This window comes from Bacillus sp. NEAU-Y102, from assembly GCF_054788175.1.
In genome coordinates, this window is sequence record NZ_JBTWFK010000018.1 from 39,700 (window position 1) to 60,104 (window position 20,405).

At 39.7% G+C, this 20,405-nt stretch carries 30 protein-coding genes and 1 rRNA gene; 29 read left to right on the top strand and 2 right to left on the bottom strand.

Features of this window, described 5'->3' with window-relative positions:
• Positions 1-14 precede the first annotated feature (14 nt).
• The 26 genes from rplE to ACYFX0_RS29420 all read left to right on the top strand — a co-directional run bounded on the left by rplE (position 15) and on the right by ACYFX0_RS29420 (position 15,803).
• On the top strand, positions 15-554 hold the full coding sequence (rplE, locus tag ACYFX0_RS29295; RefSeq protein WP_001080829.1) for a 50S ribosomal protein L5: 540 nt from the start codon (positions 15-17) through the stop codon (positions 552-554).
• A 33-nt stretch (positions 555-587) separates the two neighbouring features.
• The gene (rpsN, locus tag ACYFX0_RS29300) at positions 588-773 is read left to right on the top strand and encodes a 30S ribosomal protein S14 (protein WP_001085700.1); all 186 of its coding nucleotides are present in this window, start codon (positions 588-590) and stop codon (positions 771-773) included.
• Between the two features lie 29 nt (positions 774-802).
• Positions 803-1,201, top strand: a complete 399-nt coding sequence (gene rpsH / locus ACYFX0_RS29305; protein WP_000245511.1) for a 30S ribosomal protein S8 — start codon at positions 803-805, stop codon at positions 1,199-1,201.
• A 32-nt stretch (positions 1,202-1,233) separates the two neighbouring features.
• Positions 1,234-1,773 carry a 50S ribosomal protein L6 gene (gene rplF / locus ACYFX0_RS29310; RefSeq protein WP_000086551.1) on the top strand — a complete coding sequence of 180 codons (540 nt, stop codon included), beginning with the start codon at positions 1,234-1,236 and terminating at the stop codon, positions 1,771-1,773.
• 33 nt (positions 1,774-1,806) lie between these two features.
• Positions 1,807-2,169: a 50S ribosomal protein L18 gene (gene rplR, locus ACYFX0_RS29315; protein ID WP_000628818.1), complete on the top strand. Its 363-nt coding sequence runs from the start codon at positions 1,807-1,809 to the stop codon at positions 2,167-2,169.
• Positions 2,170-2,190: 21 nt separating this feature from the next.
• On the top strand, positions 2,191-2,691 hold the full coding sequence (gene rpsE / locus ACYFX0_RS29320) for a 30S ribosomal protein S5 (protein ID WP_000554646.1): 501 nt from the start codon (positions 2,191-2,193) through the stop codon (positions 2,689-2,691).
• A gap of 13 nt (positions 2,692-2,704) precedes the next feature.
• On the top strand, positions 2,705-2,887 hold the full coding sequence (rpmD, locus tag ACYFX0_RS29325; RefSeq protein ID WP_001085233.1) for a 50S ribosomal protein L30: 183 nt from the start codon (positions 2,705-2,707) through the stop codon (positions 2,885-2,887).
• Between the two features lie 33 nt (positions 2,888-2,920).
• Positions 2,921-3,361, top strand: coding sequence for a 50S ribosomal protein L15 (rplO, locus tag ACYFX0_RS29330; protein WP_000766083.1), 441 nt, complete (start codon positions 2,921-2,923; stop codon positions 3,359-3,361).
• Complete coding sequence (gene secY, locus ACYFX0_RS29335) at positions 3,361-4,662, top strand: preprotein translocase subunit SecY (RefSeq protein ID WP_000490118.1); 1,302 nt, start codon at positions 3,361-3,363, stop codon at positions 4,660-4,662. Before rplO ends, secY begins: the two co-directional genes overlap by 1 nt.
• Positions 4,663-4,716: 54 nt before the next feature.
• Entirely contained in the window at positions 4,717-5,367 is a 651-nt protein-coding gene (locus ACYFX0_RS29340) for an adenylate kinase (protein ID WP_001048995.1), read from the top strand.
• Positions 5,367-6,113, top strand: a complete 747-nt coding sequence (gene map / locus ACYFX0_RS29345) for a type I methionyl aminopeptidase (RefSeq protein ID WP_000582539.1) — start codon at positions 5,367-5,369, stop codon at positions 6,111-6,113. Before ACYFX0_RS29340 ends, map begins: the two co-directional genes overlap by 1 nt.
• A gap of 68 nt (positions 6,114-6,181) precedes the next feature.
• On the top strand, positions 6,182-6,400 hold the full coding sequence (infA, locus tag ACYFX0_RS29350; RefSeq protein WP_001029884.1) for a translation initiation factor IF-1: 219 nt from the start codon (positions 6,182-6,184) through the stop codon (positions 6,398-6,400).
• Between the two features lie 35 nt (positions 6,401-6,435).
• Positions 6,436-6,549, top strand: coding sequence for a 50S ribosomal protein L36 (gene rpmJ, locus ACYFX0_RS29355; protein ID WP_000868344.1), 114 nt, complete (start codon positions 6,436-6,438; stop codon positions 6,547-6,549).
• Between the two features lie 21 nt (positions 6,550-6,570).
• Positions 6,571-6,936 (top strand): 30S ribosomal protein S13, encoded by a 366-nt coding sequence (rpsM, locus tag ACYFX0_RS29360; RefSeq protein ID WP_000090792.1) that lies wholly within the window; start codon positions 6,571-6,573, stop codon positions 6,934-6,936.
• 24 nt (positions 6,937-6,960) lie between these two features.
• On the top strand, positions 6,961-7,350 hold the full coding sequence (gene rpsK / locus ACYFX0_RS29365; protein ID WP_000101797.1) for a 30S ribosomal protein S11: 390 nt from the start codon (positions 6,961-6,963) through the stop codon (positions 7,348-7,350).
• Between the two features lie 180 nt (positions 7,351-7,530).
• Positions 7,531-8,475, top strand: a complete 945-nt coding sequence (locus ACYFX0_RS29370; RefSeq protein WP_000569643.1) for a DNA-directed RNA polymerase subunit alpha — start codon at positions 7,531-7,533, stop codon at positions 8,473-8,475.
• A 35-nt stretch (positions 8,476-8,510) separates the two neighbouring features.
• Positions 8,511-8,873, top strand: a complete 363-nt coding sequence (rplQ, locus tag ACYFX0_RS29375; protein ID WP_000331490.1) for a 50S ribosomal protein L17 — start codon at positions 8,511-8,513, stop codon at positions 8,871-8,873.
• A gap of 103 nt (positions 8,874-8,976) precedes the next feature.
• Positions 8,977-9,819 carry an energy-coupling factor ABC transporter ATP-binding protein gene (locus ACYFX0_RS29380; protein WP_000711763.1) on the top strand — a complete coding sequence of 281 codons (843 nt, stop codon included), beginning with the start codon at positions 8,977-8,979 and terminating at the stop codon, positions 9,817-9,819.
• Positions 9,795-10,676 (top strand): energy-coupling factor ABC transporter ATP-binding protein, encoded by an 882-nt coding sequence (locus tag ACYFX0_RS29385; protein WP_000406529.1) that lies wholly within the window; start codon positions 9,795-9,797, stop codon positions 10,674-10,676. The genes ACYFX0_RS29380 and ACYFX0_RS29385 overlap by 25 nt, the downstream gene beginning before the upstream one ends.
• Positions 10,664-11,458: an energy-coupling factor transporter transmembrane component T family protein gene (locus ACYFX0_RS29390; protein ID WP_001186530.1), complete on the top strand. Its 795-nt coding sequence runs from the start codon at positions 10,664-10,666 to the stop codon at positions 11,456-11,458. The genes ACYFX0_RS29385 and ACYFX0_RS29390 overlap by 13 nt, the downstream gene beginning before the upstream one ends.
• 14 nt (positions 11,459-11,472) lie before the next feature.
• Positions 11,473-12,216 carry a tRNA pseudouridine(38-40) synthase TruA gene (truA, locus tag ACYFX0_RS29395; protein WP_002084072.1) on the top strand — a complete coding sequence of 248 codons (744 nt, stop codon included), beginning with the start codon at positions 11,473-11,475 and terminating at the stop codon, positions 12,214-12,216.
• Between the two features lie 152 nt (positions 12,217-12,368).
• Entirely contained in the window at positions 12,369-12,806 is a 438-nt protein-coding gene (gene rplM / locus ACYFX0_RS29400; RefSeq protein ID WP_001260795.1) for a 50S ribosomal protein L13, read from the top strand.
• Between the two features lie 21 nt (positions 12,807-12,827).
• Positions 12,828-13,220 carry a 30S ribosomal protein S9 gene (gene rpsI, locus ACYFX0_RS29405; protein WP_000079986.1) on the top strand — a complete coding sequence of 131 codons (393 nt, stop codon included), beginning with the start codon at positions 12,828-12,830 and terminating at the stop codon, positions 13,218-13,220.
• A gap of 162 nt (positions 13,221-13,382) precedes the next feature.
• A complete protein-coding gene (locus ACYFX0_RS29410; protein ID WP_001101008.1) occupies positions 13,383-13,811 on the top strand; it encodes a DUF2521 family protein in 429 nt (142 codons plus the stop codon).
• Between the two features lie 66 nt (positions 13,812-13,877).
• Positions 13,878-14,591, top strand: a complete 714-nt coding sequence (cwlD, locus tag ACYFX0_RS29415) for an N-acetylmuramoyl-L-alanine amidase CwlD (protein ID WP_000822437.1) — start codon at positions 13,878-13,880, stop codon at positions 14,589-14,591.
• Positions 14,592-14,735: 144 nt separating this feature from the next.
• A complete protein-coding gene (locus tag ACYFX0_RS29420; RefSeq protein ID WP_086397600.1) occupies positions 14,736-15,803 on the top strand; it encodes an Mrp/NBP35 family ATP-binding protein in 1,068 nt (355 codons plus the stop codon).
• 168 nt (positions 15,804-15,971) lie between these two features.
• Here ACYFX0_RS29420 and gerD read toward each other — a convergent pair whose 3' ends face one another.
• Entirely contained in the window at positions 15,972-16,589 is a 618-nt protein-coding gene (gerD, locus tag ACYFX0_RS29425; protein WP_000821601.1) for a spore germination lipoprotein GerD, read from the bottom strand.
• Between the two features lie 139 nt (positions 16,590-16,728).
• Between gerD and kbaA the strand changes: the two genes are divergently transcribed.
• Complete coding sequence (gene kbaA, locus ACYFX0_RS29430; RefSeq protein ID WP_098438199.1) at positions 16,729-17,340, top strand: KinB signaling pathway activation protein KbaA; 612 nt, start codon at positions 16,729-16,731, stop codon at positions 17,338-17,340.
• A 119-nt stretch (positions 17,341-17,459) separates the two neighbouring features.
• Here the strand turns inward: kbaA and pdaB are convergent, their stop codons facing one another.
• Positions 17,460-18,224, bottom strand: coding sequence for a polysaccharide deacetylase family sporulation protein PdaB (gene pdaB / locus ACYFX0_RS29435; RefSeq protein ID WP_000464716.1), 765 nt, complete (start codon positions 18,222-18,224; stop codon positions 17,460-17,462).
• 170 nt (positions 18,225-18,394) lie between these two features.
• Between pdaB and ACYFX0_RS29440 the strand changes: the two genes are divergently transcribed.
• A complete protein-coding gene (locus ACYFX0_RS29440) occupies positions 18,395-18,613 on the top strand; it encodes a hypothetical protein (RefSeq protein ID WP_000901146.1) in 219 nt (72 codons plus the stop codon).
• Between the two features lie 225 nt (positions 18,614-18,838).
• A 16S ribosomal RNA gene (locus tag ACYFX0_RS29445) occupies positions 18,839-20,390 on the top strand.
• Positions 20,391-20,405 lie beyond the last annotated feature (15 nt).

Genomic DNA, 20,405 nt, shown 5'->3' on the forward strand with positions numbered 1-20,405 from the left:
AGGAGGTCACTTCATTGAATCGCCTTAAAGAGAAGTTCCAAAAGGAAATTACTCCTGCTCTAGTGAGCAAGTTTAACTATAAATCTGTGATGGAAGTACCGAAAATCGAAAAGATCGTAATCAACACTGGTGTTGGTGACGCGGTATCTAACTCAAAAGCTTTAGACAATGCAGTAGAAGAATTAACACAAATCGCAGGTCAAAAACCTGTTGTAACTCGTGCTAAAAAATCAATCGCTGGTTTCCGTCTTCGTGAAGGTATGCCAATCGGTGCGAAAGTAACTTTACGCGGCGAGCAAATGTATGAGTTCTTCGACAAATTAGTATCGGTTTCTTTACCACGTGTACGTGATTTCCGTGGTGTTTCTAAGAAATCATTCGATGGTCGTGGGAACTACACATTAGGTGTTAAAGAGCAACTTATCTTCCCTGAGATTGATTATGATAAAGTAAGCAAAGTACGCGGTATGGACATCGTAATCGTTACTACAGCGAAAACTGATGAAGAAGCTCGTGAACTTTTAACACAATTCGGTATGCCATTCCAAAAATAATGGAAGCCAACGCTAAGTAGAGGAGGCGAAAACGTGGCTAAAAAATCTATGATAGCGAAACAAAAGCGTACTCCTAAGTTTAAAGTACAAGAGTATACACGTTGCGAACGCTGCGGTCGTCCGCATTCTGTATACCGCAAATTTAAACTTTGCCGTATTTGTTTCCGTGAACTTGCATATAAAGGTCAAATTCCTGGTGTTAAAAAAGCTAGTTGGTAAAACCCACAAATGGGAAGGAGGTAAAACACATGGTGATGACAGATCCAATTGCAGACATGCTTACTCGCATCCGTAATGCGAACATGGTACGTCATGAGAAATTAGAGGTTCCTGCTTCTAAAATCAAAAAAGAGATCGCTGAACTTTTAAAACGTGAAGGTTTCATTCGTGATGTAGAATACATCGAGGATAACAAACAAGGTATCCTTCGTATTTTCCTGAAATATGGTGCAAACAATGAACGTGTAATCACTGGATTAAAACGTATCAGTAAACCTGGCTTACGCGTTTACGCTAAAGCTGACGAAGTACCACGTGTACTTAACGGATTAGGTATCGCTCTTGTTTCTACATCTAAGGGAGTAATGACAGACAAAGACGCTCGTCAATTACAAACTGGTGGAGAAGTAGTAGCATACGTTTGGTAATATATATTTAAAACGAACGGAGGTGTGACCACATGTCTCGTATTGGTAAAAAGATTCTTGAAATCCCTGCAGGTGTTACTATTACAATTGCAGAAGACAATACTGTAACAGTAAAAGGCCCTAAAGGTGAATTAACTCGTAAATTCAATGCTGATATGTCTATCAAAATTGAAGAAAATACACTAACAGTTGAGCGTCCATCTGAACAGAAGGAACACCGTGCATTACACGGTACAACTCGTGCTTTAATCGGAAACATGGTTGAAGGTGTAACTGCAGGTTTCGCACGCGGACTTGAATTAGTCGGTGTTGGTTACCGTGCTCAAAAACAAGGAGATAAACTTGTTTTAAGCGTAGGTTATTCTCATCCAGTAGAAATGACTCCGGAAGCAGGTCTTGAAGTTGAAGTACCTGCACCAACTAAAATCGTAATTAAAGGTATCGACAAGCAACGTGTTGGCGAATTTGCTGCTAACATCCGTGCTGTACGTGCTCCTGAGCCTTACAAAGGTAAAGGTATTCGTTACGAAGGCGAAGTTGTTCGTCGTAAAGAAGGTAAAACTGCTAAGTAAACCCGTTAGGTGAGAGAAAGGAGTGACAAGAAAATGATCACTAAAGCTGATAAAAATGCGACTCGTAAGAAAAGACATGCACGTGTACGTGCTAAACTTACTGGTACTGCAGAGCGTCCACGTTTAAACGTGTTCCGTTCTAACCAACATATTTACGCTCAAGTTATTGATGATGTGAATGGTGTAACGTTAGTAAGTGCATCTACTCTTGATAAAGACCTTGCTCTTAACGGTACTAGCAATACTGAAGCTGCTACGAAAGTTGGAGAATCAGTTGCTAAGCGTGCTGTAGAGAAAGGCGTTAAAGAAGTAGTATTCGATCGCGGTGGTTACTTATACCATGGCCGTGTTAAAGCTCTAGCTGAAGCTGCTCGTGAGGCTGGATTACAATTTTAATGGTCAAAGGAGGGAAAATTGATGCATCGCATTGACCCAAGTAAATTAGAACTTGAAGAACGTGTAGTTACGATAAATCGTGTCGCGAAAGTTGTTAAGGGTGGTCGTCGTTTCCGCTTTGCTGCACTAGTTGTAGTTGGCGATAAAAACGGTCATGTTGGATTCGGTACTGGTAAAGCACAAGAGGTACCAGACGCAATTCGCAAAGCTATCGAAGACGCTAAGAAAAATTTAATCGCTGTACCATTAGTTGGTACAACAATTCCACACACAATCAACGGTCACTTTGGAGCTGGTGAAGTATTCTTAAAACCTGCTGCTGAGGGTACTGGTGTTATTGCTGGTGGACCTGTTCGTGCGGTTCTTGAATTAGCTGGTGTACAAGATATTCTTTCGAAATCTCTTGGTTCTAACACACCAATCAACATGATTCGCGCTACTGTGAACGGATTAAGCGAACTTAAGCGCGCTGAAGATGTTGCAAAATTACGCGGTAAATCTGTAGAAGAGCTACTAGGTTAAGGAGGGAAAACAAATGGCGAAAAAGTTAGAAATTACCCTCACTCGTAGTGTAATTGGTCGTCCACAAGATCAACGTGCGACGGTAGAAGCTTTAGGTCTTAAAAAGTTGAATTCAACTGTAGTTAAGGAAGAAACTCCTGCTATTCTTGGTATGATCAACAAAGTTTCTCACCTTTTAACTGTAAAAGAAGCTTAAGGATAACTCATTAATATAAGGAGGTGCCTGGGAATGAAACTTCATGAATTAAAACCTGCAGAAGGTTCTCGTAAAGTACGTAACCGTGTCGGTCGTGGTATCGGTTCTGGTAACGGTAAAACTGCTGGTAAAGGTCATAAAGGACAAAACGCACGTTCTGGTGGCGGTGTTCGTCTTGGCTTCGAAGGTGGTCAAACTCCATTATTCCGTCGTTTACCAAAACGCGGCTTCACAAACATTAACCGTAAAGAGTTTACTATTGTAAACTTATCAACGTTAAATCGTTTTGAAGATGGTACAGAAGTAACACCTGAATTATTGCTGGAAACTGGCGTTATCAGCAAGTTAAACGACGGTGTTAAAATTCTTGCAAGCGGAGCAGTAGAGAAAAAACTAACTGTTAAAGCGCACAAGTTCTCTTCAAGTGCTAAAGAAGCAATTGAAGCAGCTGGCGGATCAGTTGAGGTGATCTAATGTTTCGTACAATCTCCAACTTTATGCGCGTTGCTGAGATAAGACGTAAAATATTATTCACTTTAGCGATGTTAATCGTATTCAGGATTGGCACGTTTATCCCAGTGCCATTTACAAATGGAGACGTACTGAAAGCACAAGACCAATTAAATGCTTTAGGCATCCTAAATACATTTGGCGGTGGCGCCTTGAAAAACTTCTCCATCTTCGCGATGGGAATCATGCCGTATATTACAGCATCCATCATCGTGCAATTATTGCAGATGGATGTTGTTCCTAAATTTTCGGAATGGTCGAAGCAAGGTGAAATGGGCCGTCGTAAACTAACGCAATTCACGCGTTACTTTACAATTGTTCTTGCGTTTATTCAGGGGTTTGGTATGTCAATCGGTTTTAACGGTATGGTAGGTGGGCAATTAATTTTGAATCCTGGTTGGAGCACTTATTTATACATTGCTACGGTACTGACTGCTGGTACTGCATTTTTAATGTGGTTAGGCGAACAGATTACAGCTAAAGGTGTAGGTAATGGTATTTCCATCCTTATCTTTGGCGGTATTGCTGCAGCGATCCCAAGTGTTATATCTCAAGTGTATCAACAACAGTTTCAAAATATCGGAGATCAATTGTTCATGAGTATCGTTAAAGTTGCATTGATTTTACTTGCTGTGCTAGCAGTTATTGTTGGTGTTATTTTCATTCAACAAGCTGTTAGAAAGATCCCAATTCAATACGCGAAGCGTGTAACAGGAGGGAATGGGAATCATGCTGGAGCACAAAACACACATTTACCGCTTAAGGTAAATAGTGCGGGTGTTATTCCAGTCATTTTTGCTGTTTCATTCTTAATTACGCCTCCAACTATTGCACAGTTCTTCCCGAAACATGATGTATCGCAGTGGATTATTGCAAACTTTAACTATTCTCACCCAGTGGGAATGATCATATATGTTGCGCTCATTGTAGCCTTCACATATTTCTATGCATTTGTTCAGGTTAATCCAGAGCAAATGTCAGAGAATCTAAACAAGCAAGGTGGATATGTTCCAGGTATTCGTCCGGGTAAGAATACAGAACAATATCTAACAAAAATCTTGTATCGTTTGACCTTTGTAGGATCAATTTTCCTAGCAGCGATTGCAATCTTACCAGTTATTTTTACGAAATTGGGAAATCTTCCTCCATCTGCACAGATTGGTGGAACGAGTATGTTAATCGTTGTCGGCGTTGCTTTAGAAACAATGAAGCAGCTAGAAAGCCAACTGGTAAAACGCCATTACAAAGGGTTTATCAAGCAGTGAGTAAGTGGGAAGAACTATCTTCCCTACATGCTCATGTACTGAGGGGGAACAAGGATGAACTTAATTTTAATGGGGCTTCCTGGTGCTGGTAAAGGTACACAAGCCGAACAGATTGTAGCCAAGTATAACATCCCTCACATTTCAACAGGAGATATGTTCCGTGCAGCTATGAAGGCTGAAACTGAAATGGGTCTACAAGCAAAATCTTTTATTGATAAAGGTGCACTTGTTCCAGATGAAGTTACAATCGGAATTGTTCGTGAACGTTTAAGTCAAGAAGACTGCGTAAGAGGTTTCTTACTAGACGGTTTCCCACGAACTGTTGCACAAGCATCAGCTCTTGAAGAGATTATGAAAGATCTTGGCAAAAAAATCGACTATGTTTTAAACATTAATGTGGATTCAGGGTTGTTATTAAAACGCCTTACAGGCCGTCGCATTTGTAAAGAGTGCGGTGCGACTTACCACTTAGAATTCAATCCACCAGCAAAAGCTGATGTGTGCGATAAATGTGGTGGCGAATTATACCAACGCTCTGATGACAATGAAGAAACTGTAGCAAATCGTTTAGATGTAAATATTAAGCAAACAAAACCTTTGCTTGATTTCTACGACGAGCTTGGTTACTTAAAAAGCATTAATGGTGAGCAAGATATCAATAAAGTATTTGCTGATATCGATGTTCTCATCGGAGGCTTAGCGTAATGATCATCTGCAAAACTCCTCGCGAGATAGAAATCATGCGAGAAGCTGGCAGAATCGTTGCTTTAACTCATCAAGAGTTGAAACAGCACATTACTCCAGGAATTACAACGAAAGAGCTCGATCAAATAGCGGAAAAGACGATTCAAAAATATGGTGCTACGCCATCTTTTAAAGGATACAACGGATTTCCGGGGAGCATATGTGCTTCTGTAAATGAAGAGCTTGTACACGGAATTCCAGGAAAGCGCAAGCTCAAAGAGGGCGATATCATCAGTATCGATATTGGTGCGAAATACAATGGGTACCATGGAGATTCTGCATGGACGTATCCAGTTGGAAACATTTCTGAATCTGTTCAAAAGCTACTTGATGTCACAGAAAAATCGTTGTATCTTGGTCTAGAACAAGTAAAACCAGGCGAGAGATTATCAAATATCTCACATGCGGTTCAAACCCATGCTGAAGAGAATGGATTCTCGATCGTTAGGGAGTATGTTGGTCACGGAATCGGGCAAGACTTACATGAGGACCCTCAAATCCCGCACTATGGTCCACCAAATAGAGGCCCTAGATTAAAGCCGGGAATGGTCATCTGTGTTGAGCCGATGGTGAATCAAGGAAGACGATATGTAAAAACACTATCTGATGACTGGACAGTGGTAACGGTAGATGGTAAATGGTGTGCCCATTTTGAGCACACGATTGCTCTTACAGAAGCAGGATACGAAATCCTTACCACTTTATAAGTAGCTGGCTCTCCGGGATTTCAGAGCAGTGTAAAATGTTACTGATTTGAAGAAGGGAGAACTATTGAATGGCTAAAGATGATGTAATTGAAGTCGAAGGTACCGTTCTTGAAACGTTGCCAAATGCTATGTTCAAAGTAGAATTAGAGAATGGGCATGTCGTATTGGCTCACGTTTCTGGTAAAATCCGTATGAACTTCATTCGTATTTTACCAGGAGACAAAGTTACGGTAGAATTATCTCCGTACGATTTAAATCGTGGTCGTATTACGTACCGTTTTAAATAATATAGCACTCCGTAATCTTTAAGGAGGTTCGAGACATGAAAGTAAGACCGTCAGTTAAACCAATCTGCGAAAAATGTAAAGTTATTCGTAGACGTGGAAAAGTAATGGTTATTTGTGAAAACCCTAAACATAAACAAAAACAAGGTTAATCAGAAGGAGGTGCATTCAGAATGGCACGTATCGCAGGTGTAGATATTCCTCGAGACAAACGCGTTGTTATTTCTTTAACTTACGTATTCGGCATTGGTCGCACAACTGCTGAAAAAATTCTTACTGAAGCTGGTATTTCTTCAGAAACACGAGTTCGTGATTTAACGGAAGACGAATTAGGACGTATCCGTGATGTTATCGATCGTATTAAAGTTGAGGGAGACCTTCGTCGTGAAGTATCTCTTAACATTAAACGTCTAATGGAGATCGGTTCTTACCGTGGTCTTCGTCACCGTCGTGGTTTACCAGTTCGTGGTCAAAATTCTAAAAACAATGCTCGTACACGTAAAGGTCCACGTCGTACAGTAGCAAATAAAAAGAAATAATAAGTAAAGGAGGTTGAACTAACAATGGCACGTAAAACAAACACTCGTAAAAAACGTGTGAAAAAGAATATCGAAGCTGGTATAGCTCATATTCGTTCTACTTTCAACAACACAATCGTAACACTTACAGATACTCACGGTAACGCACTTTCTTGGTCTAGTGCTGGTGCACTTGGTTTCCGTGGATCTCGTAAATCTACTCCATTCGCTGCGCAAATGGCTGCTGAAGCTGCTGCTAAAGTTGCAATGGAGCACGGTTTAAAAACTTTAGAGGTTACTGTTAAAGGTCCTGGTGCTGGTCGTGAAGCTGCAATTCGTGCTCTTCAAGCTGCAGGTCTAGAGGTAACAGCAATTAGAGATGTTACTCCAGTTCCTCATAATGGATGTCGTCCGCCAAAACGTCGTCGTGTGTAATTTTTCTGTATAGAATTTTCCCTTTTGTCTATAATGGATATGATGCATTATCGAGAAATTTCGTACAGAAACATCGCTTGTTGTGCACAATCGGGAACTGCCTAAGGGGGACTTTCGGTTAGACAGGGGTTATACCTTTGTTTAACCGGGGTTTCGACGTTTTGAAGGAGGGTTTAGTTAATGATTGAAATCGAAAAGCCGAAAATCGAAACGGTTGAACTTAACGAAGATGCTAAATATGGTAAATTCGTAATTGAACCGCTTGAGCGTGGATATGGTACTACTTTGGGTAACTCCTTACGTCGTATTCTTTTATCCTCACTCCCTGGTGCCGCTGTTACTGCTATCCAAATCGATGGCGTATTACATGAATTTTCAACAGTTGAGGGCGTAGTAGAAGACGTTACGACGATCATCTTAAACTTGAAAAAGTTAGCTCTTAAAATCTACTCTGAAGAAGAGAAGACGTTGGAAATTGATGTGCAGGGCGAAGGTATTGTCACAGCTGCTGATATTACTCACGATAGTGATGTAGAAATCTTAAATCCAGATTTACACATTGCAACGTTAGCAAAAGATGCGCATTTCCGCGTGCGTTTAACTGCAAAGCGTGGCCGTGGGTATACGCCAGCTGATGCAAATAAAAGCGAAGATCAACCAATAGGAGTAATTCCTATTGATTCTATTTATACTCCAGTATCACGTGTGACTTACCAAGTGGAAAAGACACGTGTCGGACAAGTGGCTAATTATGATAAGCTTACGCTTGATGTATGGACGGATGGAAGCATCGGGCCAAAAGAAGCTATCTCTTTAGGTGCCAAAATCTTAACTGAGCATTTAAATATCTTTGTTGGTTTAACTGATGAAGCACAAAATGCTGAGATTATGGTCGAGAAGGAAGAAGATCAAAAAGAGAAAGTTCTTGAGATGACTATCGAAGAACTAGACCTTTCTGTTCGTTCTTATAATTGCCTAAAACGTGCAGGAATTAATACTGTACAAGAGCTTGCGAACAAAACAGAAGAAGATATGATGAAAGTTCGTAACTTAGGACGTAAATCCTTAGAAGAAGTTAAACATAAACTTGAGGAATTAGGTTTAGGTTTACGTAAAGACGACTGAGGATTTAAACCCATGAACAAAGGAGGGAACTACGAATGGCATACAGAAAATTAGGCCGTACAAGTGCGCAACGTAAAGCTATGTTACGTGACTTAGCTACTGATTTAATTATCAACGAGCGCATCCAAACGACAGAAACTCGTGCAAAAGAACTTCGTTCTGTAGTGGAAAAAATGATCACTTTAGGTAAACGCGGAGATCTTCATGCTCGTCGTCAAGCAGCAGCTTTCATTCGCAATGAAGTAGCTAACGCTGAGACTGGTCAAGATGCACTTCAAAAATTATTCGCTGATGTAGCTCCACGCTATGCTGAGCGCCAAGGCGGATACACTCGTATTGCAAAAATTGGTCCACGTCGCGGAGACGCAGCACCAATGGTAATTATCGAGTTAGTATAATGATAATTAAAAGGGCAGGACAGTTCTTTTCAAGAAACTGGTCATGGCCCTTTTTTTTAAATATAAAAATAGGCGAGCTTGGCGAAGGAAAGGGTGCCTTCTATTGAAAAAAGAGAAACTTCGGATAGGAAATATATCATTTCAATATCCTGGGGCAGCCACGTATGCATTAAAAGATGTTTCATTTTCCTTATATGAGGGAGAATGGGTATCTATTATTGGACAAAACGGTTCAGGAAAGTCTACACTTGCAAAATTATTGAATGGTTTGTTTTTGCCGGAAGCAGGGACTATTACAGTAAATGATTCAATGGTTTTATCAGAGGAAACGGTATGGGATGTTCGAAAACAAATTGGAATGGTATTTCAAAATCCAGATAATCAATTTGTTGGAACAACAGTGCAAGATGATGTTGTATTTGGTTTAGAGAATATCGGAATGCCAAGAGAACAAATGATTGAAAGATTAGAACAGGCCTTACGACTTGTCCGTATGGAAGATTTTCTTAATGATGAGCCTCATTCCTTATCTGGTGGGCAAAAACAGCGAGTGGCAATAGCAGGCGTTTTAGCACTTCAGCCATCTATTTTAATATTAGATGAAGCAACGTCAATGTTAGATCCTCAAGGAAGACGTGAAGTAGTAGAAACGGTTAGACAACTTGTTAATCAAAAAGGTATTACCGTGTTATCAATTACGCACGATTTAGAAGAAGCGGCGCAGTCAGATCGTGTCATTATTTTAAATAAGGGAGAAATATTAGAGGAAGGGACTCCAGAGAAAATTTTCAAGTCCTCTCATATGCTCCAAGAAATTGGCTTAGATGTACCGTTTTCGGTGAAAATAGCAGAATTATTAAAAAGAAATGAAATTCTTTTGCAAAATACGCATCTTACAATGGAAAGCTTGGTGAACGAACTTTGGAGATTACATTCCAAAAAGTAGAACATCGTTATCAATATAAAACTCCATTTGAAAGACGCGCACTTTATGATGTAGACGTGTCGTTTCCAAGTGGGGGCTATTATGCCATTATCGGTCATACTGGTTCAGGTAAGTCGACGATGATTCAACATTTAAATGGTTTATTGCAGCCGACAAATGGTACAGTTCAAATTGGTGAACATTTGATTTCGGCAGGAAAGAAAGAAAAAAAGCTAAAGCCACTACGTAAAAAAGTAGGGGTTGTCTTTCAATTCCCGGAACATCAGTTGTTTGAAGAAACTGTGGAGAAAGATATTTGCTTCGGACCTACTAATTTCGGGGTATCTGGAGACGAAGCGAAGCAAAAGGCTAGAGAGGCAATAGAACTTGTAGGGCTAGAACCGGAACTGTTAACACGTTCTCCGTTCGAATTAAGTGGTGGACAAATGAGACGTGTTGCTATAGCGGGTGTACTGGCAATGGAACCTGAAGTGCTTGTATTAGATGAACCTACAGCAGGTCTAGATCCAAAAGGGCAGAACGAACTTATGCAGATGTTTTATAAGTTGCATAAGGAGAAAGGGCTTACAGTTATCCTTGTAACGCATAATATGGAAGATGCTGCTCAGTATGCGGAACAGATTGTAGTTATGCATAAAGGAACGGTCTTTTTGCAAGGAAGTGCAGAGGAAGTATTTTCACATGCTGATGAACTAGAGAAAATTGGTGTGGATCTTCCTATGTCATTAAAGTATAAACGTGCAATTGAAGAGAAGTTTGGTATTTCAATTCCAAAGGCTACCTTATCTTTAGAGGATCTTACTCATGAAGTTGTGCAGGTGTTACGAAAAGGTGGTCATGAATCATGCAGCAGTTGATTATTGGGAGATATATCCCGGGGAATTCACTTATTCATCAACTTGATCCACGTACGAAGCTGCTGATTGTCTTTTTATATGTATTTGTTGTTTTCTTAGCAAATAATGCGATTTCATATGGATTTTTATTTTTATATGCACTCATTGCTTTATTTTTTGCAAAAGTGCCGATTCGTTATGTACTTTCGGGCTTAAAACCAATTTTATGGATTTTTCTTTTTACATTTTTCCTGCATATTTTTACAAATAAAGAGGGGGATGTACTACTCCAGCTTGGTTGGTTTTCGATACATGAAAAAGGATTAGAGCAAGGGATATACATTTCTGTACGGTTCTTCGTTATTATTTTAATGACGACATTATTAACGTTAACGACGACACCTATTGAAATTACAGATGGTTTGGAGACGTTATTAAAGCCATTGAAGCGTATAAAGGTTCCTGTTCATGAAATCGCATTAATGATGTCAATTTCTCTTCGTTTTATCCCGACATTAATGGATGAAACGAGTAAAATAATGAAAGCACAAGCATCACGTGGTATTGATTTCGCTGGTGGACCGATAAAAGATAGAATGAAAGCTATTATCTCACTGCTCGTTCCTCTGTTTATCAGTGCTTTTAAGCGTGCAGAGGACTTAGCTATTGCGATGGAAGCACGTGGATATCAAAGTGGTGAAGGACGTACTAAATTTAGGCAACTACGCTGGAAAACAAGCGATACAGTAACGATTGTAAGCTTATTTTGTTTAGCTTGTATTTTGGCATGGGTGCGATCGTAATGGAGAATAGAGAAATGGATAGAATAAAATGTACGGTTGCATATGATGGTATGCATTTTTGTGGTTATCAAATTCAGCCGAAGCATCGTACTGTTCAACAGGAGATAGAAAAAGCATTACAGAAATTGCATAAGGGAGAACTTGTTCGTGTTCAGGCGTCTGGTAGAACAGATTCTACGGTTCATGCAAAAGGGCAAGTAATACACTTTGATACTCCTTTGTCTCTTGAGGAGTGGCAATGGAATAACGCTTTAAATACAATGTTGCCAGATGATATTGTTATTAGGCGAGTAGAGAAAAAAACAGAAGAATTTCATGCACGTTACGGTGTTGAGAAAAAAGAATATCGTTATCGTGTATTATTATCAAAGACTGCGGATGTATTCCGTAGAAATTACGTATATCAATATCCATATCCGCTCGAAATCAATTCTATAAGAAAAGCAATTCCTTATTTTATTGGAACGCATGATTTCACTTCTTTTTGCTCGGCAAAAACTGACAAAAAAGATAAAGTGCGAACAATTTATGAAATCGAGTTAATTGAGCAAGATGATGAATTAATTTTTCGTTTTGTAGGTAATGGATTTTTATATAATATGGTTAGAATTATTGTTGGTACGTTACTTAACGTAGGGCAAGGAAAGCTTGATCCTGATAGCATTCCAGAGATTTTAGCGAAACAAAATCGTCAGTTTGCTGGAAAGATGGCTCCAGGTCATGGGCTTTACCTATGGGAGGTAAACTATAACAACTAATCCTGGTGTAACATTTGCTTGACATTAGAAACTCAAAAGTATATCATAACATATGGTATTGTTTCTAAAACCACGATTAGCCCCGGAAGGAAATCGTGTTTAAGATAAACAATAGATTTTTTCTATGGAAAAGATAACGAGGAGGGAAACACATGCGTACGACTTTTATGGCAAAAGCTAACGAAGTTGAGCGTAAATGGTATGTGGTTGATGCTGAAGGTCAAACTTTAGGTCGCCTATCTACTGAAGTAGCATCCATTTTACGTGGTAAAAACAAACCTACATTTACACCACACGTTGACACGGGTGATCATGTAATTATTATTAACGCTGAGAAAATTCATTTAACAGGTAATAAATTAAACGATAAAATTTACTACCGTCACACTAACCACCCAGGTGGACTTAAGCAAAGAACAGCTCTTGAAATGCGTACAAACTACCCTGTACAAATGTTAGAGCTTGCAATTAAAGGCATGCTTCCAAAAGGACGCTTAGGCCGTCAAGTTTCTAAGAAACTTAACGTGTATGCTGGAGCAGAGCATCCACACCAAGCACAAAAACCAGAAGTTTACGAACTTCGCGGATAATTAATTAAAGGAGGGCTTACTTTGGCACAGGTTCAATACTATGGCACTGGACGTCGTAAGAGTTCAGTAGCGCGCGTACGCCTAGTTCCAGGCGAAGGACGCGTTATCATTAACGGTCGTGATTTTGAAAACTATATCCCATTTGCTGCATTACGTGAAGTAGTGAAACAACCTCTAGTTGCAACAGAAACTTTAGGTAACTACGATGTACTTGTAAACGTAAATGGTGGTGGATACACTGGTCAAGCTGGTGCTATTCGTCACGGTATTTCTCGCGCTTTATTAAAAGCTGATCCAGAATACCGTCTAACACTAAAACGTGCAGGTCTATTAACTCGTGACGCACGTATGAAAGAGCGTAAAAAATACGGTCTTAAAGGCGCACGTCGTGCACCTCAGTTCTCAAAACGTTAATTTTTGCGAACTAAAAACCCCAACCATTTTGGTTGGGGTTTTTTTGTGTTTCATTCCTCTTTTGTAATTTTTATAGCTTGGAATATTTTAGTGCTACCGCCGCGCGTATGCTTCTTCTTTAGAAGTTTAGACTAATACGTATTAGGGAGGTTTATAAGTACTATGAATGTCATTGTCAGCTTACGAGAAAAACAAAAAGAAAAGCAGTTAAAATACGAGCGGAAGATGTTGCGGGAATTATCATTAAAAACATTACGTTCAAATATTCGTGATGCCTTTCAAATGCAAGAGCTTCATCGTCAGTATGAAGATTACTGTATTGAATTAGGGATAGAATCTTATTTATTAGGAGCGAGATATAGTAAATTTGGTTATTATGGTGAATCGTTTTTTGATGTGAAATATAGAGCTTTAGAAGAAGAACAACAATTAACTGAAACGCTATTTCAATTTTTAACGAGTATGACTATGCGAGAAATAAAGTTGAAAGATGAGGAATTACTTTTTGAATCTTGTCAGCAGTTTATAGGATTGTGGTGGCAAGAAGGGTATGAAAAAGGTGAAAGAAGATATCGATTAAAGCTTCATTAAGACAAGCATAAACTTTCCTCTTGTCCCATATAAGTAATTAGAGGGACTAGCTGGAGGAGGAAAGGTATGAAGAGAATTCGAATTATCTCTTTTGCACTCGCTGCGGTTGTTTTGTTTTTTTTAGTCAAACAAGAATTTCAAATCACAAAATCGTGGCGAGCTTGGAATTTACCCTTATCAGGGAAAGTAATCGTATTAGATGCTGGGCATGGTGGACCAGATGGAGGGGCTGTTGGTGGAAAGGACATTATAGAAAAGGATATTACGCTTGAAATTACAAAAAAGGTACAAGACTATTTACAAGAACAAGGTGCACTAGTTATTTTAACGCGTGAGGGAGATTATGATTTAGCTAACAAAGATACAAAGTCATATAGTAGACGTAAAGCGGAAGATTTAAAAAAACGTGTAGAAATCATCAATAAACCAGATATAGACTTTTTTGCAAGCATTCATTTAAATGCTTTAACTAGTAGTGGATCGAAAGGCGCACAAACATTCTACTATCGCTCTTCAATTGAAAATGAACGTGCTGCGAAATTTATACAGGCTGAATTGAGAACGAGTTTAGAAAATACGAATCGTTCTGCTAAAACAATCTCTCACGTATACTTATTGAAGTATGCGAAAACACCAGGTGCTTTAATTGAAGCCGGCTTTTTATCGAATGTGAACGAAAGGTATATGTTAAATTCGGAGAAATATCAACAGAAGGTAGCAGCTGCAATATACCGTGGTATATTGCGTTATTTCACGGAAAAAGGAAATCCTCCAGAATAAGGAGGATTTTTTTGAGTTTCTCTCGTTAACGAAGTTTTCGGAAAATATGTTATACTGGAAATGTAAACGCATTTATTTGAAGAATAAACAAAGATGAATTCAATTAACATTACGTTATTTTTCATACAGGGGGCTGGGCTAATTATGGTAACGAAAGAACAAGTGGTTGAAGCGTTAGAAGGGATTGTAGATCCGTTTTTACATAAAACATTAAAAGAAACAAGTGCAATTAAAGAGGTAACAGTCAAGCCTGAGAAGGAACATGTGAGTGTCAAAATTGCAATCGTAAAAACTGGTACAGCGGAACAAATGCAGTTGCAGTCTGGAATTGTAAAGTTAGTAAAAGAACTTGGAGCAGCAACAGTTGGACTTCGTTTTGCAGAATTTACAGAAGAGGAATTAGCTCAGTTTGCACCAGAACAAGAAGCAGAGCAAAGTGAATCTTTATTGTCACCAAATTCAAAAACGACATTCTTAGCAGTAGCGAGTGGAAAAGGTGGGGTGGGAAAATCAACCGTTTCCGTTAACCTTGCAGTTGCTTTAGCTCGTTTAGGAAAAAAAGTTGGTATTATTGATGCGGACATTTACGGTTTTAGTGTGCCAGACATGATGGGGATAGAAAAACGTCCCATCGTAAGAGGTGACAAGATAATTCCGGTGGAACGTTTAGGTGTAAAGGTAATCTCAATGGGCTTCTTTGTAGAGGATAATGCACCAGTTATTTGGAGAGGACCTATGCTTGGGAAAATGTTAAACCACTTCTTCACAGAAGTGGAATGGGGCGATTTAGATTATTTAGTACTAGATTTACCACCAGGAACAGGTGATGTTGCGTTAGATGTGCACTCAATGTTGCCATCTTGCAAAGAGATTATTGTAACGACGCCTCATCCAACAGCTGCGTTTGTAGCGGCGCGTGCTGGAGCGATGGCATTACGCACTGAACATAGTATTCTCGGTGTTGTTGAGAACATGGCATATTTTGAAAGTAAGGTAACTGGTGAGAAAGAATATGTATTTGGAAAAGGCGGGGGAGATAAGTTGGCTACCGAACTACAAACAAATGTTCTTGGTCGTATTCCGCTGCAACAACCTGATTGGAATAAAGAAGACTTTGCTCCTTCAGTATATGAAGATACACATACAACCGGCATTATTTATAGTAAAATAGCCGAAGCAGTAATTGATAAAACAGCTGTTACACAAAAATAAAGTAAAACTTTAATCAGTGGGGTTCATCTGTTACTGGCAACAATAAGGGTTTTGTTGCTAGTAAACCTTTCGCTTAACTAGAGGGCCATTTTGTCTGTTAATAGCAAGATAAAGTAATAACGAGTGGACAATTTATACATTGTCCACTCGTTATTATAGTTATTATTTTCACTGTTCTTCCTTCTTCTCGCCTTGAGAACCACCGTCACCGCCTGCTTCTTTCTTATCAGATCCACCTTTTTCAGCCTTTTGTACACCTTTACTAATGATATCAATCATCTTGGATTGGAAGAGTGGACTTTCAGCAGTTTCTGTTAGTACTTGTTGTAGATATTGACGGTATTCTTTACTCTTCATTGTTTGTAACATCATTTTTTCTACTTCAGGATTTTTCATGATTTCTATAACGCCTGCTTGGTATTCAGGGTCTTTTAATAAGGTTTTCATTAATTGGGTTTGTTCTTTCCCCATACTTTTAGCGAACTTCGATGAGAACTCAGGATCTTTAAAGAGCTTTTCCCAGAATTGTTGCCCTTTATCGGATACCATTGCATCTTCAATCGTTTTCTTTACTACTGTTTCATCTAGTATGAGTGCTTGTTTCATTTTTTCATCAGTTAATACATCTTGAATAGCTTTCTTACCTTGATCTGTTTTTAAAATATCAACAATCATTTTCTTTGTTTGATCGTAATCTAGTTCGGATTTCGTTTCTTTTCCTTGTGCGCATGCTACAAGTGCGATAAGTAGAAAAGAAGAAACGAAAATGAATAGTATCCGTTTCATAAGTTGGAACTCCTTTCAGCACAGTTCTCTCTTTTTAATATAAATATCTTTAAGGAATTTATACATGAACATGGCTAGCTTTTTGAAATTGTCATTGATACAATTTAATTAGAAATATAAGGATAATGGGGGATGTGTTGTGAATAGCCGCAAGTGGGTACGACTATTTTTAACGACGTTGTTTCTTGGTGGGATTAGCACAGTTATTATTGGTTTTGTTTTGGAGTGGGACAGGTACAATAAATTTTTTCAAAATTTCGACGTTAAGGAGATTTTAGCGGTATCTTTCTGGTTGATGGGTGTAGGATTTATTTTTAGCGTTATAAGTCAAATGGGATTCTTTGCATATTTAACAATCCATCGTTTTGGACTAGGGATGTTTCGCTCATCGTCTTTATGGAATGCAGTCCAGCTCTTCTTTATTGCATTCGTATTATTTGATTTTGTGTATTTAAGGTCTGTACTTATTGCAAATGGGGAAGTCTCATTGGGGAATAACATACTTGTTGCTGGAATTTTATTTGTGTTTGGAGCAATTGTTGCTTATGTAAAAAGTAAAGAAACAAATAAAAAAGCATTTGTGCCAGCTCTGTTCTTTATGGTTGTTGTAACAATTCTTGAATGGGTACCGGCGCTTCGGATTAATGATACAGATTGGTTATATTTAATGGTTATACCGCTATTGTTATGTAATGCATATCAATTACTTGTATTACATCGTTTAATCGGAAAAACGAGTAAACCTGCTTAATAGAGAGAGGTTTTATACACCGGCAGTTATATTACTGGAAATGGTGTGATTAAAAAAGCTCTACCACCTTCTTGAAAGGTAGTAGAGCTTTTTATACGTGAAGAGTAGTAGGGACGAAGCTATTTCACATCTTCACTTTTCGTACTTGTGTTGGAAATAAGTTGTGATACGGATATTTGCTCATATCCATCACTTTTTAATTTTTGCAGGAGCAGCGGTAAAGCTCTATTTGTTTGAAGGGCAGAATCGGATGCGTGTAATAAGACAATATCTCCACCTTTCAAATTATTAGAGACGGTGGAAACGATGTGGTTTACACCTGGGTTTTTCCAATCGTTTGAATTATTACTCCAATGCACGACGGTGTATCCAAGTGATTCTGCAATTTTAAGGGTTGCCTTGTTAAATTCGCCACTAGGTGGACGTAACAGTTTGACTTGTTTTACACCAAGTTTTGTAAAAACATCTTGTGCTCGTAAAAGGTCTCGTCTTATTTCATTCGTCTCTAGAGAAGTATAAGATGTGTAATTGTAACCCATACTACCGATTTCGTGTCCATCTTTCATGATGCGCTCTACAATATCGGGGTGTCTTTCGGCCCATGCAGCAGAAAGGAAGAAGGTTGCATTCTTAATTTCTCTTTCTTTAAGAGTATCAAGGATTGGAATTGCTTTTTTGTCTCCCCAACTAATATCAAACGTAAATGCAACTTGCTTTTTAGCGGTATCTCCTTTGTAAATTACTTTAGGGCCTGTAGCAGTTGAAAAAGCAGATTCATGTGAATATGTTTTTAAAAAGAGTAGCCATGCTGTAAATAAGGAAAGTATCACTATTAAGCTAATGTGTTTAAAAGTTCTTTTACTCGTAATAAAAAAGAAAAACATAATATTACGCCCCTTTGTCCAATCCTTTTCAGTTACATATATGCTGGAAATATAAAAAAGAGAACAAAGGATTAATATCGTAAGTAGTGGATATAATGAATGATAGGATTGTAATAAGTGAAAATGAGCGGAACGTTTATTGTTACGTAAGGAATTATTGAGGTGATCATTTGCTTGGGCTGATGTTGACAAAAGAAGAGAGAAAAGAGATGGAATACATATTAAAGAGAGAGTTAGAGGAACTTTTATTTGATTTTGAAGATGAGCGTATTCATGAAGTTGTAAAAAAGGCGATGGAAGAAAGATATAAAATCATTTTTTGTTTGTTTCGGAGAGTTGCTAACGCAGAGGAATGTATTCGTTATGTAAGAAGAAGAACTTTTTATTAAAAAGTATTGACGTTAATAGTTTGTATATGGTAAATTAATAAACGTCGCTGATGCGGAAACGCAGAAAACGACAAAAAAGAAATTGAAAAACTTAGTTGACATCGAAAAACGAAAATGTTAACATAAGGAAGTCGCGAATGAGCGACCAAGTAGTTCTTTGAAAACTGAACGAAACAAACAACGTGAAACGTCAATTTTTATTTTTAGATGCTAGACAAACTAACTTTATTGGAGAGTTTGATCCTGGCTCAGGATGAACGCTGGCGGCGTGCCTAATACATGCAAGTCGAGCGAATGGATTGAGAGCTTGCTCTCAAGAAGTTAGCGGCGGACGGGTGAGTAACACGTGGGTAACCTGCCCATAAGACTGGGATAACTCCGGGAAACCGGGGCTAATACCGGATAACATTTTGAACTGCATGGTTCGAAATTGAAAGGCGGCTTCGGCTGTCACTTATGGATGGACCCGCGTCGCATTAGCTAGTTGGTGAGGTAACGGCTCACCAAGGCAACGATGCGTAGCCGACCTGAGAGGGTGATCGGCCACACTGGGACTGAGACACGGCCCAGACTCCTACGGGAGGCAGCAGTAGGGAATCTTCCGCAATGGACGAAAGTCTGACGGAGCAACGCCGCGTGAGTGATGAAGGCTTTCGGGTCGTAAAACTCTGTTGTTAGGGAAGAACAAGTGCTAGTTGAATAAGCTGGCACCTTGACGGTACCTAACCAGAAAGCCACGGCTAACTACGTGCCAGCAGCCGCGGTAATACGTAGGTGGCAAGCGTTATCCGGAATTATTGGGCGTAAAGCGCGCGCAGGTGGTTTCTTAAGTCTGATGTGAAAGCCCACGGCTCAACCGTGGAGGGTCATTGGAAACTGGGAGACTTGAGTGCAGAAGAGGAAAGTGGAATTCCATGTGTAGCGGTGAAATGCGTAGAGATATGGAGGAACACCAGTGGCGAAGGCGACTTTCTGGTCTGTAACTGACACTGAGGCGCGAAAGCGTGGGGAGCAAACAGGATTAGATACCCTGGTAGTCCACGCCGTAAACGATGAGTGCTAAGTGTTAGAGGGTTTCCGCCCTTTAGTGCTGAAGTTAACGCATTAAGCACTCCGCCTGGGGAGTACGGCCGCAAGGCTGAAACTCAAAGGAATTGACGGGGGCCCGCACAAGCGGTGGAGCATGTGGTTTAATTCGAAGCAACGCGAAGAACCTTACCAGGTCTTGACATCCTCTGAAAACCCTAGAGATAGGGCTTCTCCTTCGGGAGCAGAGTGACAGGTGGTGCATGGTTGTCGTCAGCTCGTGTCGTGAGATGTTGGGTTAAGTCCCGCAACGAGCGCAACCCTTGATCTTAGTTGCCATCATTAAGTTGGGCACTCTAAGGTGACTGCCGGTGACAAACCGGAGGAAGGTGGGGATGACGTCAAATCATCATGCCCCTTATGACCTGGGCTACACACGTGCTACAATGGACGGTACAAAGAGCTGCAAGACCGCGAGGTGGAGCTAATCTCATAAAACCGTTCTCAGTTCGGATTGTAGGCTGCAACTCGCCTACATGAAGCTGGAATCGCTAGTAATCGCGGATCAGCATGCCGCGGTGAATACGTTCCCGGGCCTTGTACACACCGCCCGTCACACCACGAGAGTTTGTAACACCCGAAGTCGGTGGGGTAACCTTTTTGGAGCCAGCCGCCTAAGGTGGGACAGATGATTGGGGTGAAGTCGTAACAAGGTAGCCGTATCGGAAGGTGCGGCTGGATCACCTCCTTTCTATGGAGAATTGAT

Bases quoted from the DNA above. Each gene is read 5' to 3' on its own strand.
- rpsH (WP_000245511.1), top strand. From the start codon at position 803: ATGGTGATGACAGATCCAATTGCAGACATGCTTACTCGCATCCGTAAT.
- rplF (WP_000086551.1), top strand. From the start codon at position 1,234: ATGTCTCGTATTGGTAAAAAGATTCTTGAAATCCCTGCAGGTGTTACT.
- rplR (WP_000628818.1), top strand. From the start codon at position 1,807: ATGATCACTAAAGCTGATAAAAATGCGACTCGTAAGAAAAGACATGCA.
- rpsE (WP_000554646.1), top strand. From the start codon at position 2,191: ATGCATCGCATTGACCCAAGTAAATTAGAACTTGAAGAACGTGTAGTT.
- rpmD (WP_001085233.1), top strand. From the start codon at position 2,705: ATGGCGAAAAAGTTAGAAATTACCCTCACTCGTAGTGTAATTGGTCGT.
- rplO (WP_000766083.1), top strand. From the start codon at position 2,921: ATGAAACTTCATGAATTAAAACCTGCAGAAGGTTCTCGTAAAGTACGT.
- secY (WP_000490118.1), top strand. From the start codon at position 3,361: ATGTTTCGTACAATCTCCAACTTTATGCGCGTTGCTGAGATAAGACGT.
- ACYFX0_RS29340 (WP_001048995.1), top strand. From the start codon at position 4,717: ATGAACTTAATTTTAATGGGGCTTCCTGGTGCTGGTAAAGGTACACAA.
- map (WP_000582539.1), top strand. From the start codon at position 5,367: ATGATCATCTGCAAAACTCCTCGCGAGATAGAAATCATGCGAGAAGCT.
- infA (WP_001029884.1), top strand. From the start codon at position 6,182: ATGGCTAAAGATGATGTAATTGAAGTCGAAGGTACCGTTCTTGAAACG.
- rpmJ (WP_000868344.1), top strand. From the start codon at position 6,436: ATGAAAGTAAGACCGTCAGTTAAACCAATCTGCGAAAAATGTAAAGTT.
- rpsM (WP_000090792.1), top strand. From the start codon at position 6,571: ATGGCACGTATCGCAGGTGTAGATATTCCTCGAGACAAACGCGTTGTT.
- rpsK (WP_000101797.1), top strand. From the start codon at position 6,961: ATGGCACGTAAAACAAACACTCGTAAAAAACGTGTGAAAAAGAATATC.
- ACYFX0_RS29370 (WP_000569643.1), top strand. From the start codon at position 7,531: ATGATTGAAATCGAAAAGCCGAAAATCGAAACGGTTGAACTTAACGAA.
- rplQ (WP_000331490.1), top strand. From the start codon at position 8,511: ATGGCATACAGAAAATTAGGCCGTACAAGTGCGCAACGTAAAGCTATG.
- ACYFX0_RS29390 (WP_001186530.1), top strand. From the start codon at position 10,664: ATGCAGCAGTTGATTATTGGGAGATATATCCCGGGGAATTCACTTATT.
- truA (WP_002084072.1), top strand. From the start codon at position 11,473: ATGGATAGAATAAAATGTACGGTTGCATATGATGGTATGCATTTTTGT.
- rplM (WP_001260795.1), top strand. From the start codon at position 12,369: ATGCGTACGACTTTTATGGCAAAAGCTAACGAAGTTGAGCGTAAATGG.
- ACYFX0_RS29410 (WP_001101008.1), top strand. From the start codon at position 13,383: ATGAATGTCATTGTCAGCTTACGAGAAAAACAAAAAGAAAAGCAGTTA.
- cwlD (WP_000822437.1), top strand. From the start codon at position 13,878: ATGAAGAGAATTCGAATTATCTCTTTTGCACTCGCTGCGGTTGTTTTG.
- ACYFX0_RS29420 (WP_086397600.1), top strand. From the start codon at position 14,736: ATGGTAACGAAAGAACAAGTGGTTGAAGCGTTAGAAGGGATTGTAGAT.
- gerD (WP_000821601.1), bottom strand. From the start codon at position 16,589: ATGAAACGGATACTATTCATTTTCGTTTCTTCTTTTCTACTTATCGCA.
- pdaB (WP_000464716.1), bottom strand. From the start codon at position 18,224: ATGTTTTTCTTTTTTATTACGAGTAAAAGAACTTTTAAACACATTAGC.